The sequence below is a fragment of the Streptomyces sp. SID13666 genome (assembly GCF_010548325.1).
Taxonomy (GTDB): Bacteria; Actinomycetota; Actinomycetes; order Streptomycetales; family Streptomycetaceae; genus Actinacidiphila; species Actinacidiphila fildesensis.
This window is the reverse complement of record NZ_JAAGLX010000001.1, coordinates 182,350-197,162: the sequence shown is the minus strand read 5'-3', so window position 1 is coordinate 197,162 and position 14,813 is coordinate 182,350. Positions and strand designations below refer to the sequence as shown.

16 protein-coding genes are annotated in these 14,813 nt (G+C 70.1%); 5 read left to right on the top strand and 11 right to left on the bottom strand.

Going from position 1 to position 14,813, the window contains the following annotated elements:
* Window positions 1-87: 87 nt before the first annotated feature.
* Window positions 88-2,163 carry a glycoside hydrolase family 3 C-terminal domain-containing protein gene (locus G3I60_RS44950; RefSeq protein WP_343241914.1) on the top strand — a complete coding sequence of 692 codons (2,076 nt, stop codon included), beginning with the start codon at window positions 88-90 and terminating at the stop codon, window positions 2,161-2,163.
* Window positions 2,164-2,230: 67 nt separating this feature from the next.
* Here the strand turns inward: G3I60_RS44950 and G3I60_RS00920 are convergent, their stop codons facing one another.
* Window positions 2,231-2,923 carry an RraA family protein gene (locus G3I60_RS00920; RefSeq protein ID WP_164292627.1) on the bottom strand — a complete coding sequence of 231 codons (693 nt, stop codon included), beginning with the start codon at window positions 2,921-2,923 and terminating at the stop codon, window positions 2,231-2,233.
* A gap of 228 nt (window positions 2,924-3,151) precedes the next feature.
* On the opposite strand from G3I60_RS00920, the gene G3I60_RS00915 reads away from it, so the two are divergent.
* The gene (locus G3I60_RS00915) at window positions 3,152-4,420 is read left to right on the top strand and encodes a hypothetical protein (protein WP_164292628.1); all 1,269 of its coding nucleotides are present in this window, start codon (window positions 3,152-3,154) and stop codon (window positions 4,418-4,420) included.
* 67 nt (window positions 4,421-4,487) lie between these two features.
* Here G3I60_RS00915 and G3I60_RS00910 read toward each other — a convergent pair whose 3' ends face one another.
* The 6 genes from G3I60_RS00910 to G3I60_RS00885 all read right to left on the bottom strand — a co-directional run bounded on the left by G3I60_RS00910 (window position 4,488) and on the right by G3I60_RS00885 (window position 9,074).
* Window positions 4,488-4,787: a hypothetical protein gene (locus G3I60_RS00910; protein WP_164292629.1), complete on the bottom strand. Its 300-nt coding sequence runs from the start codon at window positions 4,785-4,787 to the stop codon at window positions 4,488-4,490.
* 145 nt (window positions 4,788-4,932) lie between these two features.
* A complete protein-coding gene (locus G3I60_RS44420) occupies window positions 4,933-5,082 on the bottom strand; it encodes a hypothetical protein (RefSeq protein ID WP_203672290.1) in 150 nt (49 codons plus the stop codon).
* 60 nt (window positions 5,083-5,142) lie between these two features.
* Window positions 5,143-5,820 carry a response regulator transcription factor gene (locus G3I60_RS00900; protein ID WP_138351462.1) on the bottom strand — a complete coding sequence of 226 codons (678 nt, stop codon included), beginning with the start codon at window positions 5,818-5,820 and terminating at the stop codon, window positions 5,143-5,145.
* 51 nt (window positions 5,821-5,871) lie between these two features.
* Window positions 5,872-7,131 carry a sensor histidine kinase gene (locus G3I60_RS00895; protein ID WP_203672070.1) on the bottom strand — a complete coding sequence of 420 codons (1,260 nt, stop codon included), beginning with the start codon at window positions 7,129-7,131 and terminating at the stop codon, window positions 5,872-5,874.
* Between the two features lie 168 nt (window positions 7,132-7,299).
* The gene (locus G3I60_RS00890) at window positions 7,300-8,148 is read right to left on the bottom strand and encodes an ABC transporter permease (RefSeq protein ID WP_138351461.1); all 849 of its coding nucleotides are present in this window, start codon (window positions 8,146-8,148) and stop codon (window positions 7,300-7,302) included.
* Window positions 8,145-9,074, bottom strand: coding sequence for an ATP-binding cassette domain-containing protein (locus tag G3I60_RS00885; protein ID WP_138351460.1), 930 nt, complete (start codon window positions 9,072-9,074; stop codon window positions 8,145-8,147). The genes G3I60_RS00890 and G3I60_RS00885 overlap by 4 nt, the downstream gene beginning before the upstream one ends.
* A gap of 190 nt (window positions 9,075-9,264) precedes the next feature.
* Here G3I60_RS00885 and G3I60_RS00880 point away from each other — a divergent pair, with 190 nt between their 5' ends.
* The 3 genes from G3I60_RS00880 to G3I60_RS00870 are packed head-to-tail and all read left to right on the top strand — an operon-like array spanning window position 9,265 to window position 10,875.
* Complete coding sequence (locus G3I60_RS00880; protein WP_164292631.1) at window positions 9,265-9,624, top strand: helix-turn-helix transcriptional regulator; 360 nt, start codon at window positions 9,265-9,267, stop codon at window positions 9,622-9,624.
* The gene (locus tag G3I60_RS00875; protein WP_164292632.1) at window positions 9,621-10,082 is read left to right on the top strand and encodes an SRPBCC domain-containing protein; all 462 of its coding nucleotides are present in this window, start codon (window positions 9,621-9,623) and stop codon (window positions 10,080-10,082) included. Before G3I60_RS00880 ends, G3I60_RS00875 begins: the two co-directional genes overlap by 4 nt.
* Window positions 10,083-10,092: 10 nt before the next feature.
* Entirely contained in the window at window positions 10,093-10,875 is a 783-nt protein-coding gene (locus G3I60_RS00870) for an alpha/beta fold hydrolase (protein ID WP_164292633.1), read from the top strand.
* A 47-nt stretch (window positions 10,876-10,922) separates the two neighbouring features.
* Here G3I60_RS00870 and G3I60_RS00865 read toward each other — a convergent pair whose 3' ends face one another.
* Genes G3I60_RS00865 through G3I60_RS00850 form a run of 4 tightly spaced genes read right to left on the bottom strand, consistent with a single transcriptional unit; the run spans window position 10,923 to window position 14,810 of the window.
* Entirely contained in the window at window positions 10,923-11,927 is a 1,005-nt protein-coding gene (locus G3I60_RS00865) for a carbohydrate kinase (RefSeq protein ID WP_164292634.1), read from the bottom strand.
* Window positions 11,928-11,980: 53 nt separating this feature from the next.
* On the bottom strand, window positions 11,981-12,970 hold the full coding sequence (locus tag G3I60_RS00860; RefSeq protein WP_164606421.1) for a zinc-dependent alcohol dehydrogenase family protein: 990 nt from the start codon (window positions 12,968-12,970) through the stop codon (window positions 11,981-11,983).
* On the bottom strand, window positions 12,967-13,845 hold the full coding sequence (locus G3I60_RS00855; protein ID WP_164292635.1) for a carbohydrate ABC transporter permease: 879 nt from the start codon (window positions 13,843-13,845) through the stop codon (window positions 12,967-12,969). The genes G3I60_RS00860 and G3I60_RS00855 overlap by 4 nt, the downstream gene beginning before the upstream one ends.
* On the bottom strand, window positions 13,842-14,810 hold the full coding sequence (locus G3I60_RS00850; protein ID WP_164292636.1) for a carbohydrate ABC transporter permease: 969 nt from the start codon (window positions 14,808-14,810) through the stop codon (window positions 13,842-13,844). Before G3I60_RS00850 ends, G3I60_RS00855 begins: the two co-directional genes overlap by 4 nt.
* Between the last annotated feature and the right edge of the window lie 3 nt (window positions 14,811-14,813).

Below are 14,813 nucleotides of genomic sequence, written 5' to 3'. Positions count from 1 at the left end.
ACCGCCACCCCGCCCCTGCTCTCCGGACCCACCAAGGCACCGGCCACGGTGAACCAGTTCGCGCTGTCGGCACCCGCGGACAAGGCCATGGTCACGAACACCCGCAGGCCGGCGCTCTCCTGGGCCGGCGTCGCGGGGACCGCCCACTACGAGGTCTGGCTCAACATCAGCCGCACCGACTACGACTTCGCGGCCCCGGGCAACCTGCTCGACCTCTACACCAAGGTCGCCGAACCCACCGGCACGACGTACACCCCGGCCTGGGACATCAGCGACCGGTGGACCTACAAGTGGTACGTCGTCGCGGTGAGCGGCTCCGGCGCGCGCACCACCTCCGACATCCGCACCTTCAGCCTCTACCTGCCCGACATCGAGACCGTGAACGACGGCGTCGCCATCGTCAACGGTGCCCGGGACCTCAACAAGAACGGCACCATCGAGCCGTACGAGGACTGGCGGCAGCCGATCACCACCCGGACCGCCGATCTCCTGGGCCGGATGACGCTGGAGGAGAAGGCCTTCCAGATGTTCTACAACGTCCAGTCCTACCCGATGTCGGGCTGGCACTTCGGACCCGCCCAACCGGCCGACCTGAACAACGTACTGATCTCCACGGCAGCCACCCGGCTGGGCATCCCGCCCGTGTCCGCGGGCGACACCACCGCCGGCTACCAGACCACGTACCCGCTGCAGAGTGCGCTGGCCGCGGGCAAGGACTATCCACTCGACTACCGGCTGGGGGACATGCAGCGCAAGGAGGAGCTGGAGGTCGGCGCGCGCGGCACGCTCTCACCGCTCGCCGAGGTCGGCACCAAGGTGCTCTACCCGCGCATCCAGGAGGGCGGCGGCGAGAACGCCGACGTCGCGGCGGCCCAACTGCGGGCGCAGGTAGCCGGGTTGCAGGGCGGCCCGGAACTCAACCCCGGCTCCGTCCTCGCCACCGTCAAGCACTGGCCCGGCGAAGGCGCGGGCGGCGAGGCCGGCATCGTCTACGACGCGGTGACGATCAAGTACCACATGATCCCGTTCCGGGCCGCGATCGAAGCCGGCGCGGTCAACATCATGCCGGGGTACGCGGGCAGCTCCTATCTCGACCCGGGCGGCCCCGGCGCCGGCGACAGCGCCAAGATCCTCAACTACCTGCGGCAGAACATCGGTTACACCGGTCTGATCACCACGGACTGGCTGCCCTCCGGCGCGTGGGTGAACGCGGCCAACGCCGGGTCCGACGTGATGGGCGGCGCCGACCCGGGCGCCGTCGGGTTCACCATGGCCGGCTTCGAAGCCCAGGTACCGCTCGCGCGGATCAACGACGCGGTGACCCGGATCCTGCGGCTGAAGTTCGAACTCGGCATCTTCGACCACCCCTACGGCGACCCGGTCAACGGCCCCTACCGGTTCCACCAGCCGTCCTACACCGCCCTCGCCAACCAGGCCGCGCGCGAGTCCACCACCCTGCTCAAGAACAACGGCGTGCTCCCGGTCAAGCTCAACGCGGGCGACAACATCGTCGTCGCCGGCGCCCGCGCCACCGACGGCGCCGCGTGCTGCATCTGGTCCAGCTACTTCCACCCCGACTACGGCTCACTCACCCCGCTGGAGGCCATCCGGGCCAGGGCCGCCAAGTCCGGGGTCAACGTCTACCAGGACACCGGCCCCTCCCCCAAGCTCGCCGTCGTAGCCGTCGGAGAGCCGTCCTACACCCACGCCACCGCGTGGGTGGACACCCAGCCCTATCTGCCGCCGGATCAGCTCGCCGTCATCCAGAACTTCAAGAACCAGGGGATTCCGGTGGTGGTCGTCCTGACGCTGCCCCGGCCGATCGTGATCGGCGACTGGAACGGTCTGGCGGACGCCATCGTGGTGACCTATCGCGGTGGTGAGGAGACGGGCCCGGCGACGGCCGCTCTGCTCTTCGGGGACTACACCCCCAGGGGGAAGCTGCCCTGGCAGCTGCCCCGGAGCCTGGACCAGGTCCTCAAGCCCGGCGGCACCGACACGGTCGCGGACGCGAACGAGAGCTGGGACCTGCCCTACGACCTCGGCGCCACGGACGCCCAACGCGCCGAGATCCGAGCGAAGATCGACGCCGGACAACCGGTACCGACCACGTACGGAAACCCGCTCTATCCCTACGGCGCCGGACTGACCGGCTGGAATTAGCACGGAACCGCGACGGCCGTACCGCCCCCTGCGGTGCGGCCGTCGCGGTGTGCCGATCGCAGCCGGCCTACTCCTCGATGGCACCGCCGATCCGCCGCAGATGCCGGCGGAAGGTGAGTGAGGGATCGTCGGCGCGGCGCGCCAGGTACTCGTCGAAGTTCGTCTGGCGGCGCAGTGTCTCGCCGGCGCGGATCCGGCGGGCCTGTTCCCGTTCGGTCCGCCGGATGGCGTGCGCCGTCGTCAGCACTTCCTCGGCACGGTCCGCGGCGACGAACAGCACGCCGTCGGCGTCACCGAACACGATGTCGGCGTCCGACACCACATGCGGCCCGAACCGCGCGGTGACCAACGCCTCGGGCTCCCGCTCGTCCAGCCGTACCGGACCGGGCGGGTAGCTGCCGTAGCTGAACACCGGCAACCCGATCTCGGCCAGCTCCGGTGTGTCACGGTGCAGCCCCCACACCACCAGGCCCGCCAGCCCGGCCGCTTCGGCCTCCAGCACCGCGAGGTCACCGACACAGGCCTCGTCCGACCGGCCACCGTTGTCGATGACCAGCACGTCGCCTTCGGCCGCCTGACCGAACGCCTCAAGGAACACATCCACACTGCCGTAATGCCGAACCGGCAGCGCCCGTCCCGCGATGCGGTGTCCCGGGACCACGGCACCGATCCCCGGTGGTGCGACACGCAACGGCACATCGGTGCGGACGCAGGCATCGGCCACCAGCGGCGTGGACAGGTCGGCGAAAGCCTTCAACATGACGTTTCCCCCTGGCTCGGACCGCCCACGGTACGCGGCGCCCGTAGGCAGAGGGGGCCCGGTTCCGGTCGGTGACGCGGGCCCGCGGTGCTGCCCGGGCCGTCCCATTTCTCGGCCGGCGGAGTTATGACACACCCATCATGACAGGTCAGAGGGCATTTTCGTAGGACGAACAGCACGTCCCGGGAACCTTGTCCGGCCCCCTCGAAAACTCCCACAATCGCCCTCATGAATCACTCCGAGAACGTCGATCACGAATCGGTCCTACGAGCACGCGCGATCCTGCTCGGCTCCGGCAGAATCGGCCTTCACGAGGAGATCCGGGCGTACCGAGTGCTCGCCCAAGTGGGACCGCTGACCTATCTGCCGAAGCTGGCCCGGGCACTGCTGATGCTCAGTCACCAGGAGTTCCGGAACCAGCCGGAGATCCGGCTGAACCTGACCGCTGAGGCACTCGCCGCCGTGCGCAAGCTGGACGCGTCGGAACCGAAGCGAACCGAGCTGCTGATCGACACCCTGAACGACTACCAGCGGCAGCTGTACACGCTCGGCCGGCGGGCGGAGGGCTTCGCCGTTCGCGAGGAGATGGCTCTGACCGGACGCCGGGCGTTCGAGGACGGCAAGGTGGCGAGCCCCGTGTTCGGGTGCGCGCCCCTGGCAGCCGGGCTGGCCGAGGAGGGCCGCCACCTCGAGGCGGCGCAGCTGTACGGGGAGATGGTCGAGGCCCTTCGGTCGGCCGACGATGCCTCGGGCAGCGGGCTCTGGTGGTCCATGGTCGAGTGGTCGGCCGAGCTGGACGCGGCCGGTCTGCACGATGCGGCGATCGATGCGCTCACCGAACTCTCGGCCGCCACCCGCGGAGAACTGGAAGGCGTCCGCACGTCGCTGTCCATCAGGTTGTGGGAGCTGGTCCGTCTCTCCCAGATGCTCGACGCCCGGGCTCGGCACGATGAGGCCCGCGCAGCGCGAGGTGAAATCGGCACGCTGCTCGCCGAGTTGGCGGCGAGCGGCGAACGGAAGAGCTGGGGCAACATCCTCGACCGGTGGACGGTCCTGTTGGGCCTGTCGGGACGAGCGGACGAACAGCCGGCTCCGGGCCGGCCGGCACCGCCGTTCGGCTCCCTCGACTGGTCGCCCGACATCAGGCACGCGTACGTCGAGGGGCGGGCCACGCTGGAGGAGGAAGTCGCCGTCCTCACTCCCCTGGCCGAACGCGATCCGCGCCGCCACCTGGCTGAACTGGTCACCGTTCAGCGCAGGTTGACCATCCGGTCGGCGCTCCACCAGCAGTGGCATCACTACCGGTTCCTGGAGAACCTGCGGCCGCTGTTCGACGAGGGAGTGGTACTGGCCCGCCGGTCGGCCGGGCTGGGCGAGGACCATGGCCCTGCCGTTCTCGCCAGAGCGCTGACCGACCGGTCGACCCTGCTCGTCGCGGGCCAGCAGTGCGTCGAGGCGTACGACGACTTCCAGGAGGCCGCCGCCCTGCTGGGATGAGCTCCGCGGGGTGAATCACCGGCTCGATCGCGCTCGCTGATGCTGGATCGCGCTCGGTGAGGCGGATTCAGTCGTAGTCCGGGTAGTCCCATTCCAGATCGATGTCCGCCGAGGGCGCGACGGCACGGACCGCCTCCGTGACGTCGCGCTCGAAGGCGACACTCCACTGCCCGAAGCGTCTGACGCTCAACGGACCGTCCTCACTCGTCACCTTGACCCAGTGCGGACTCAGGAAGACGCCGACCCTCACCTCCTTCTCGATCGAGTGGTCCCGCAGGACCGTTCTCAGCGCGGTCTCCACGGCGTCGGCCTCGTCGGAGGAGGAGAGGTCGTTGATGTGCAGCGAGAGGTGAATGTTCACGGACATACGCTGGACCCTACTGCGGGTCGCGGAGGCCGAACAAAGCCCGGTCCCGCGTCCGTTGCACCGTCGCTATCAGGACGCCGGTTTCACGGGGGAAGCGGATGATGGGCCGCATCGCGTCCGGGGCCGTCCGGTTCGGGTTCGACAGTTAGATCTCGTGGTGGTGGCCGGCCACGGTGTGACCGCCGGTGTCGGGGAACAAGGGGGCGGTCGATCGTCCCGGTCTGTGCCGCAGTTGCTTCACGCTCAGCCGGCACAGTCGGGCGAAGCGGCCGATGGTCAGTAGTTCGTCCTGCACGGCACCATCGTGGACCCTCCCCCGTGGGGAGGGTCCAGTCACCGCGGGCGCGGACTGCCGTCAGTCCGTGGTGTGCGGGCGGGTGAGGCCCAGGTCGTAGGCGAAGATGACGGCTTGGATCCTGTCGCGGGCGCCGATCTTCGCGAGCACCCGTCCGACGTGGGTCTTCACGGTGGACTCCGCCAGCACCAGCCGCTCGGCGATCTCCGCGTTGGTCCAGCCCCGCCCGATGGCGACCAGGATCTCCCGTTCGCGTCCGGTGAGGGTGCGCAGCTTGGGATCGTCCTGCGGCTCGTGGTCCTGGAGGTGGCCGGGCAGATGGTGGGCGTAGGCGTCGAGCAGGCGCCGGGTGAGGGCCGGGGCGATGACGGCGTCGCCCGCGGCGACCGCCCGGATGCCCGCCAGCAGTTCTTCGGGGCGCGCGTCCTTGAGGAGGAAGCCGCTGGCGCCGGCGCGCAGCGCGGTGTGGGCGTATTCGTCCAGGTCGAAGGTGGTCATGACCAGGACGCGGGAGCGTCCGCCGGTGGCGACAATGCGGCGGGTCGCCTCGATACCGTCCATGCCGGGCATCCGTACGTCCATGAGGACGACGTCAGGGCGCAGTTCGGCGGCCTGGCGTACGGCGTCGGCTCCGTGCGCGGCTTCCCCGACCACGTCGGTGTCCGGGACGGATTCCAGCAGCATGCGGAAGCCCAGACGCTGCATGGGCTGGTCGTCCACGATGAGGACGGTGGTCATGAGGTCTCCGGGAGGACGGTGGTCATGAGGACTCTCCGATGAGGACGGTGGTCACGAGGTCTCTCCCGGGGGGCCGGTGAGCGGGGTGAGGTCGAGGGTGACCTGTACGCTCCACCCTCCGCCGGGCCGTGGTCCGGCGATGATGCTCCCGCCGTACAGCGCTGCGCGTTCGGCCATGCCCGCCAGGCCGTGCCCCTCCTGGTTCTCCGGTGCGGGCCGTCCGGTCCCGGTGGGCGGACCGGTGTCGTCGGCGGTGATGCGCAGCTGTACGCCGTCGACGGTGAGGGCGAGTTGCACCTGGGTTTCGGCACCGGCGTGCCGGAGCGAGTTGGTGAGCGCCTCCTGGACGATCCGGTAGGCCGTCAGCTGCACACCGCGGTCCAGGGCGTCCAGCTCTCCGATCGTGCGGTAGCGGACCTTGGGGCCGGCGGCACGGATACGCGCGCACAGGGCGTCGATGTCCGCGATGCCGGGCTGCGGACTGAGCTCGGGAGCGTCCGTCCGATCGCGCAGCACACCGAGCATGCGCCGTAGTTCTCCCAGGGCCTGACGGCCGGTCTCGCCGATGAGTTCCAGCGCTTCCTTGCCCCGCTCAGGAGCGATGAGAGCCGCGTACGCACCACCGTCGGCAAGCGTGATCATGACGGACAGGTTGTGTCCGACGATGTCGTGCATCTCGCGTGCCACCCGGGTGCGTTCGCCGGCGGCGGCCAGTTTGCTGCGCTGGTCCCGTTCGATCTCCAGGCGGGCCGCGCGCTCGCGCAGGCCGGCGAGCTGGGACCGGCGGATGCGCACCGCAAGGCCCAGGGCCAGCGCCGCGGTCACCGCGCTGAACAGGAAGAACAGCGCGTCCCCCACGGACACCGCCTCCGAGACGCGCACCGACACCAGCCCCAGAACGCCGGCCATGGCCGCGCAGGCCCAGGGCAGATGCCGCAGTCGCCCGTGCAGTGCCAGGCTGTACAGGGCGATGAGCAGCGCCACGTCGGCGCGCAGCCAGGCCCCCAGCAGCCACTGGATCAGGAACACGGCCAGCACGGCGGCGAACGTCGCCGACGGCATACGGCGCCGCCACAGCAGGGGCACCACCAGCCCGGCCTGCAGGGCCAGCACCCCGGCCACCGGCAGGTGTGTGAACCTCACGGCCATCTCGTGCCGGTCGCCGTCGTGCACCAGGTCCGCCGCGCCGAACAGCAGGAATACTCCGACCGCCACGGCCGTGTCCAGCACCCATGGGCGCCGCAGGTCGGCCGCGCGCAGGCGCTGGACGACCCGGTTCAGCGCGATCACCAGCGGGTGTCCCCACAGCAGATCGGGTTCCGCGGGCGGGAGCGGGCGCGCGGAGGGGTCAGCTCCGGCGGGGATGTCGGTGGTCACGGGGGTCACCTGCCCATCGTGGGCCAACGGCGTCGGCACGGCACCCGAGCTGTCCGGGCGACGCGCCGACGCCGTGATCCCGGGTCGTCGGTTTCGGCAGTGTCAGGCGTCGGTGCGCATCAGGCGCCAGGAGGCCCCTGCCATCGCCAGTCCGGTCCAGGCCAGGAAGACCAGCAGTCCGGCCGTAGGAGTCAGAGTGTGTGCCTCATGGTGCAGGGCGAACATCGATGCTCCGGCCTCGCTGGGCAGATAGGGCCTCACGTGGTCCTGCCAGGAGCTGGGCAGCAGCGAGATGAGTCCGGGGACCAGCATCAGCGAACCGACCAGGACCGAGATACCGCCGGCCACCGATCGCAGCAGCGCGCCCAGGGCCGTTCCCAGAACACCGATCAGACCGAGGTAGAGACCGGCCGCCAGCAGGCTGCGCACCACACCCGGGTCCGAGATCGAGAGGGCCGCGGGCGTTCCCGAGACGATTCCGCTGCCGAAGAGGAAGGCGACGAACGCTCCCACGGTGCCGACCACCAGGGCGACCGCGCCGAAGACGGCCGACTTGGACCAGAGCACCGGCAGCCGGCGCGGTACCGCGGCCAGCGTGGAGCGGATCATGCCGGTGGAGTACTCGCCCGCGGTCACCAGCACGCCCAGCACACCGAGTGCCAACTGCGCGAAGTTCGTGCCGAACAGGGACAGGCTCACCGCGGTGGAGCTGGCGAAGTCGCCGTCCATGTGCCGGCCGGAGGTGATCCGGGACTTGAACTGCCACGAGGCGATCAGGCCGAAGGCCACCAGGAACAGCAGGCCCAGGCCCAGGGTGATCCAGGTGGAGCGCAGGGACCACAGCTTGGCCCACTCCGAGCGCAGCACGCGCCGCGCGGTCACCCGGTAGACCGGACGGCCGCCCTGCACGGGGCTCGGGACGGGGGTGCGGGTCGACGTGATGGTGCTCATGCTGCGCTCCCGGAGGTCTCGGTGGTGCCGTGGTACTCGACCGCGTCCCGTGTCAGTTCCATGAACGCCTCCTCCAGGGACAGCGCCTTCGCGGTGAGCTGGAACAGCGCGATGCCGGCCTCGGCGGCCTTCAGTCCGATCGCGCGGGCCTCCATGCCCGTCACCTGGAGTTCCTCGGAGCCGACCCGGCCGGTGATCTCGATGCCGGGTCCCGCCAGGACCTCGCGCAGCCGGGCGGGATCCGCCGTGGCGACCTGCACCGTGTCCCCGCCGGCCTGGCTGATCAGTTCCTCGACGGTGGTGTCGGCCAGCATCCGGCCCCGTCCGACGACGATCAGATGGTCCGCGACCAGGGCCATCTCGCTCATCAGGTGCGAGGACACGAACACCGTGCGGCCCTCACTCGCCAGCCCGGTGAGCAGATTGCGGATCCACAGCACGCCCTCGGGGTCCAGCCCGTTGACCGGCTCGTCGAGCATGACGGTGGCCGGATCGCCGAGCAGCGCGGCCGCGATGCCCAGCCGCTGGCCCATCCCCAGGGAGAAGGCCCCGGCGCGCTTCTTCGCCACCGAGTCCAGACCCGTCATCCCGATGACCTCCTCCACCCGGCGGCGCGGAATGCCATGGGTGTACGCCTGGGCCATCAGGTGGTCGAACGCCGACCGGCCCGGGTGGATCGACTTCGCCTCCAGCAGGGCCCCGACCTCCTGCAGCGGGGCGGTGTGCTCGGCGTAGCGGCGGCCGTTGACGGTGACCGTGCCGTGGGTGGGGGCGTCCAGACCGACGATCATCCGCATCGTGGTCGACTTGCCCGCGCCATTGGGTCCGAGGAACCCGGTGACGGTGCCGGGCCTGACCGTGAAGTCCAGCCGGTCGACCGCCGTCGTCTCCCCGTACCTCTTCGTCAGCTGCTGCGCCTCGATCATCGCGTCTTCCCTCGTTCAGGGGCGCCGGTCCTGCCCGACCGCCTCACCAGCAACGCTAGAAGCCGCGGACCCCGGAACCGTGGTACCCCGGACTGATCCACAAACGGACGGTAGTACCCCGGTACCACCCCCGCCTGCACTTCACAACCTCTTGGTTGTGAAAATAGCTGGTTGTGGGTACGGTCGACGTATGGCAGTCGTCGAAGACGAATTGAGCCTGGTGTTCTCGGCGCTGGCCGATCCCACCAGGCGCGCGATCCTGGAGCAGCTGGCACGCGGCGACGCGACGGTGAACGAGCTCGCCGAGCCGTTCGCGATGACGCAGCAGGCGGTCTCGAAGCACCTGAGAGTGCTCGAGCGCGCCCGGCTCATCTCACGGACCCGCAGCGCGCAGTCACGGCCGTGCGCTCTGGAGACGGTGCGCCTCGACACGGCCGCCGACTGGATCACCCGGCACCGGCAGGTCTGGGCCGCCCGTCATGACCGTCTCGACGAGCATCTGGCGGCGCTTCGGACCCAGCGGCGCGACGACGAAGGGACGCCACAATGACCGCGACAGGTGAGCTCACGTATCGGCGCGTGCACCGGGCGTCGCCCGAGTTGCTGTTCGACTGCATGACCATGCCGGAGCACCTCACGCACTTCTGGGGGCCGACCGGTACGACCACCCCGGTCGGCAACATCGTCATCGATCCGCGGCCGGGCGGGGTCTTCGAGACCACCATCGTCAGCGATACCGACGGCAGCACGCACACCATGCGGGCGGTCTTCGTCGAGGTCCGCCGGCCCGAGCGACTGGTGTGGATCGAGGCGGATGTCGAGGGCGGCATGCGCACCACGATCACCTTCGTCGATCTGAAGGACGGGCGCACCGAGGTGGTGACCCATCAGACCAACGTGCCGGCCGCGTACCTCAGTGCAGAGGCGAGAGCCGGTTTCAGCACCAGCCTCGACCGCCTCGACGTCTACCTGGCCGGTCTCGACCCCGAGCAGGGACAGCAGGAGTAAGGAGCACGTCATGTCTGTACTCACATCAGCCGACGGCACCGAGATCGCCTATGAGCACACCGGCAGCGGGCCGGCGCTCGTCCTCGTCGACGGCGCCATGTGCCACCGCGCCGCGGGGCCGATGCGGCCGCTCGCCGGGCTGCTGCGGGAGAGCTTCACCGTCCACACGTACGACCGTCGTGGCCGGGGCGACAGCTCGGACACCACCCCGTACGCGGTCGCCCGCGAGATCGAGGACCTGCAGGCCGTCATCGCGCGGGCCGGTGGCCGGGCGTACGTCTACGGAATCTCCTCCGGTGCGGCGCTCACTCTGGCGGCTGCGGCGGCCGGCTCCGGGATCGCCAGGATGGCGCTCCACGAACCCCCGTTCATGGCTGAGAGCGAAGACGGCACCCGGATCAAGAGGTACACCGAGCAGCTCCACGAGTTGCTCGACGCCGGGCGCAAGGGCGACGCCGTGGCGCTGTTCATGATGCACGTCGGTATGCCCGCGCAGGCCGTGGACGGTATGCGGTCGCAGCCGGGGTGGGCCCCGTTGGAGGCGATCGCGCCGACGCTCGCCTACGACGACGAGGTGCTCGGCGACGGCCACGTGCCGCGCGCCCTGGCATCGACGATCGTCATTCCCGCGCTGGTCCTCGCCGGTGGCGCCAGCCCGGAGGGCCTGCAGCAGGCGGCGAAGGCCACCGCGGACGCCCTCCCGACCGCCGGGCACCGGACGCTCCACGGCCAGACGCACGACGTGGCCCCGGACGTGCTCGCCCCGGTGCTGGCCGAGTTCTTCGGCGCCTGACGACACGACGGGAGCGGCGCAGGGCTCCGGGAGCGACCCACGTCACGTCATGGCATGTCAGCCCGGGTCGGCGGGTCGGCGCCCTCCCTGGTGCAGGTCAGAGCGGCCGAGCGGGTGGCCAGGCGGAGGGCTCGGAGGATGTCCTGGTGCGGGTCGGTGGTGGAGGTCGCGGTGCGGAGTCGCGTCCGCGGCGCGGACGCGTCGGGCTGCCCGGCCGTTCCTCCCGCGCCGAGCAGCCCGGCCCGGAGCAGGCCGCTGAGGAGTCCCGACATGAAGGCGTCGCCGGCTCCCACGGTGTCGACGACCTCGACCGACGGCGCCGGCAGGGCGTACCGGCCCTGTCGCCACCAGACCTGTGAGCCGCCTGCGCCGAAGGTGAGGACCACGAGTGAGGGTCCGCTTCGCGACCAGCGGAGGGCCACTTCGTGGATGTCCTGCCCGGGGTAGAGCCAGGCCAGATCTTCCTGACTGGCCTTCACCACATCACTGACCGAGACCAGGTGCTCGACCCGAGGACGCTCGTCGTCGGGCTTTCCGAGCAGTGCGGGCCTCAGGTTCGGGTCGTACGAGACGGTGGACGTGTCCCGTGCGGCCTCGACGGCGGCGAGCACCTGATCGGCACCTGGCGCGAGCGCCGTGGCGATCGATCCGGTGTGCAGGTGGCCCGCCGTACCGGAGCGGGCGGACTCCAGGGCCTTGGGAGGCAGCTCCCATGAGATGTCGAAGGTGTACTCGGCCGCCCCGGCCGCATCGAGACGGGCGGTGGCCGTCGACGTCGGGACATCGAGGACGGACCCGTCCGTGAGCACCACCCCGCTTCGGCCCAGATGGGTCCGCAGCACCTGGCCGAAGGGATCGCGGCCGATCCGGGTGGCGAGCAGGACCGGGTGGCCGAGCCGGGCCAGGCCCAGCGCCACGTTCGCCGGGCTGCCGCCCGGACGGCAGCGCCGGGACCCGTCCGGGCCGGTGAGGATGTCGGTGAGTGCCTCGCCGATGACGAGCGTCGGCGTTTCGGATGCCGGAGTTTCCGGCGTCGGCAGGGGCGGTGGCATGGACAGCTCCGGGGAAGGGGGTTCGTCTGGGGGCGGTCGGGACGACGTCCTGGTCAGGGAGTGACCAGGATCTTCCGGCCCTTGCCGTCCCGGAACTGCTGGAGGGCCGCGGCGTAGTCGGTCAGCGGCAGCCGGTCGCTGATGAAGACCTGCGGGTCGAGGACACCGGCGGCGAACAGCCGGGCAGCGCGTTCATAGCTGTGGAGGACCGCCATGGAGCCGGTGATGGTGATCTCCTGGTTGTAGATCCGGTACGGCTCGATCGTGGTGCGCGCCGCGTAGTCCGCCACGCCGAACTGGAGGTACGTACCGCCCTTGCCGACGCGGCCGATGGCTTCCTGGATGGCCTTGGCGTTTCCGGTGGCGTCGATGACGACGTCCCAGCCGCGGGGTCGCTCGATCTCGTCGGCGGAGGTGACGGCATGGGTGCAGCCCAGGGTCCGGGCGGTTTCCAGCCGGTCGGGGTTGATGTCGACGATGTCGACGGTGGCGGCGCCGGTGCGCTTGGCGAGCTCCATCATCATCAGGCCCATGGTGCCGGATCCGTAGATCAGGACGTTGGTGGCCAGTTGGCTGCGGAGGATGTCGTAGCCGCGGACGGCGCAGGAGAGGGGTTCGATCAGCGCGGCGTCCTCGGTGCGGATGTGCTCGGGCAGTTTCACGCAGTTGGCGACGGGGGCGAGGGCGTACTCGGCCGCGCCTCCGGGGTTGGTGACGCCGATCGCGGCCCACCGTTCGCAGAGGTTGTTGCGCCCGATACGGCAGTAGTGGCATTCGTGGCAGTACAGGGAAGGGTCGACGGCGACCTGGTCGCCGAGCGCCACCTCGTGGACCTGGCTGCCGACGGCGACGATCTCTCCGGCGAACTCATGCCCGGGGGTGATCGGCAGGGTGGGTGCGAACTCGCCCTGCAGGATGTGCAGATCGGTGCCGCACAGGCCGACGGCTGCGACGCGGACCACCACGTCCCGGGGGCCGGGGGACGGATCCTCGACGTTCTCGATCGCGACGACGCCGGGGGCGCTGATGACGGCTGCTTTCACTTGACTGCTCCAAGGGACAGGCCCTGGACGAGTTTGTCCTGGGCGGCGAAGCCGGCGATGAGTACGGGCAGGGAGACGCAGACGGCGGCGGCGCACACCTTCGCCAGGAACAGGCCCTGGCTGGTGACGAACCCGGTGAGGAAGACCGGTGCGGTCCCCGCCACGACACCGGTCAGCACCCGGGCGAACAGCAGCTCGTTCCAGCTGAAGATGAAGGAGATCAGCGCGGTGGCGGCGATACCGGGCGCGGCGACCGGGGCCACGATCCGCAGGAGGATGGTCAGCAGCCCCGCTCCGTCGATGGAGGCCGCTTCCAGGATCTCCTTGGGGACTTCCGCGAGGAAGGAGCGCATCATCCATACCGCGATCGGCAGGTTCATCGAGGTGTAGAGGATGACCAGCAGCCAGATGTTGTCGAGCATGCCGGCGTGCTGGGCGATGAGGTACACGGGCAGCAGCCCGGCCACCGCGGGGAGCATCTTGGTGGACAGGAAGAAGAACATCACGTCGGTCCACTTGCGGACCGGCTTGATGGACAGCGCATAGGCGGCGGGGACGGCCAGGACCAGCACCAGGACGGTGGAGGCGATGCTCGCCGTCAGCGAGTTGATCAGCGGGGGCCAGGGGCTGACCCCGGTGCTCTCGCCGAAGAACTCGCGGAAGCCCTGGAGGGTGAGGCCCGCGCCGATGTTGGGTGGGTTGGTCGCGGCGGCCGGTTCGCTGTGCAGCGAGGTGAGCAGCATCCAGCCGAACGGCAGGAAGAACAGCAGACCGCAGACCCAGGCCAGCAGACCCCAGATGCTGCCTCGATGGCGGAACGGGCCGGTGCGGCGGCTCGGCCGGCCGGCCGTGGCGGTGGTCGAGGTGCTCGTCATGACGTCTCCTCTCGGAACAGGGACGAGACGGTGCGCAGGGCGAAGGTGGCGATGAGGATCGAGCAGGCGACGACGATGACGCCCTGCGCGGACGCCAGGCCGTAGTCATGGGCCTGGTAGAAGGTCTGGTAGACGGAGTAGGGCAGGTTGGCGGTGCCCAGGCCGCCGGAGGTGAGGGTGAAGACCGCGTCGAAGTTCTGGACGACGTAGATGCTGCCGAGCAGCGAGGCCAGTTCCAGGTAGCGGCGCAGGTGGGGGAAGGTCAGATAGCGGAAGACCTGCCACGTGCCGGCGCCGTCGACGCGGGCGGCCTCGACGATGTCCAGCGGTCGGCTCTGCAGGCCGGCGAGCAGGATCAGCATCATGAACGGTGTCCACTGCCAGACCAGTGAGGCTTCGACGGCTATCAGGGGGTTGGTGGACAGCCAGTCGAACTGCGGGGCGTCGGAGCTGCCGAACAGGCTCCAGATCCAGGTCAGAGTGCCGTTGATCAGCCCGTAGGAGGCGTTGTACAGGGCGTGCTTCCACAGCAGGGCGGAAGCCACCGGCACGACGAGGAAGGGGGTGATGAGCATCGTGCGGACGATGCCGCGACCGCGGAACTGCCGGTCGAGCAGCAGGGCCAGCCCCAGGCCGAACAGCAGGCTCACCAGGACCACCGAGGCCGTCAGGATCACGGTGGTGGTGATGGACGAGCGCAGCGTCGGATCGGTCAGTGCGGTCCGGTAGTTGGCCAGGCCGCCGAAGCCCCGGTTGTCGGGGTCGAGGGCGTTCCAGCGCATGAACGAGATGCCCAGGGTGCCCAGGAACGGCAGCTGGGTGACCACGATCAGGAAGACCAGCGCCGGGAGCAGCGGTGCCCGGCGGGCCCAGGCGCCACGCGGCCGGTTGGCGGGACGGGTCGACGACTCCCGCACTCCCTGGCGCAGGAGTCGCGGGCGTTTTGCGGTCAGGGGGACGGTCATGGT

What these genes read in the sequence shown, in the direction of transcription:
- G3I60_RS44950 (WP_343241914.1), top strand. Translation starts at nt 88, where the DNA reads ATGGTCACGAACACCCGCAGGCCGGCGCTCTCCTGGGCCGGCGTCGCG.
- G3I60_RS00920 (WP_164292627.1), bottom strand. Translation starts at nt 2,923, where the DNA reads ATGTTGAAGGCTTTCGCCGACCTGTCCACGCCGCTGGTGGCCGATGCC.
- G3I60_RS00915 (WP_164292628.1), top strand. Translation starts at nt 3,152, where the DNA reads ATGAATCACTCCGAGAACGTCGATCACGAATCGGTCCTACGAGCACGC.
- G3I60_RS00910 (WP_164292629.1), bottom strand. Translation starts at nt 4,787, where the DNA reads ATGTCCGTGAACATTCACCTCTCGCTGCACATCAACGACCTCTCCTCC.
- G3I60_RS00900 (WP_138351462.1), bottom strand. Translation starts at nt 5,820, where the DNA reads ATGACCACCGTCCTCATCGTGGACGACCAGCCCATGCAGCGTCTGGGC.
- G3I60_RS00890 (WP_138351461.1), bottom strand. Translation starts at nt 8,148, where the DNA reads ATGAGCACCATCACGTCGACCCGCACCCCCGTCCCGAGCCCCGTGCAG.
- G3I60_RS00885 (WP_138351460.1), bottom strand. Translation starts at nt 9,074, where the DNA reads ATGATCGAGGCGCAGCAGCTGACGAAGAGGTACGGGGAGACGACGGCG.
- G3I60_RS00880 (WP_164292631.1), top strand. Translation starts at nt 9,265, where the DNA reads ATGGCAGTCGTCGAAGACGAATTGAGCCTGGTGTTCTCGGCGCTGGCC.
- G3I60_RS00875 (WP_164292632.1), top strand. Translation starts at nt 9,621, where the DNA reads ATGACCGCGACAGGTGAGCTCACGTATCGGCGCGTGCACCGGGCGTCG.
- G3I60_RS00870 (WP_164292633.1), top strand. Translation starts at nt 10,093, where the DNA reads ATGTCTGTACTCACATCAGCCGACGGCACCGAGATCGCCTATGAGCAC.
- G3I60_RS00865 (WP_164292634.1), bottom strand. Translation starts at nt 11,927, where the DNA reads ATGCCACCGCCCCTGCCGACGCCGGAAACTCCGGCATCCGAAACGCCG.
- G3I60_RS00855 (WP_164292635.1), bottom strand. Translation starts at nt 13,845, where the DNA reads ATGACGAGCACCTCGACCACCGCCACGGCCGGCCGGCCGAGCCGCCGC.
- G3I60_RS00850 (WP_164292636.1), bottom strand. Translation starts at nt 14,810, where the DNA reads ATGACCGTCCCCCTGACCGCAAAACGCCCGCGACTCCTGCGCCAGGGA.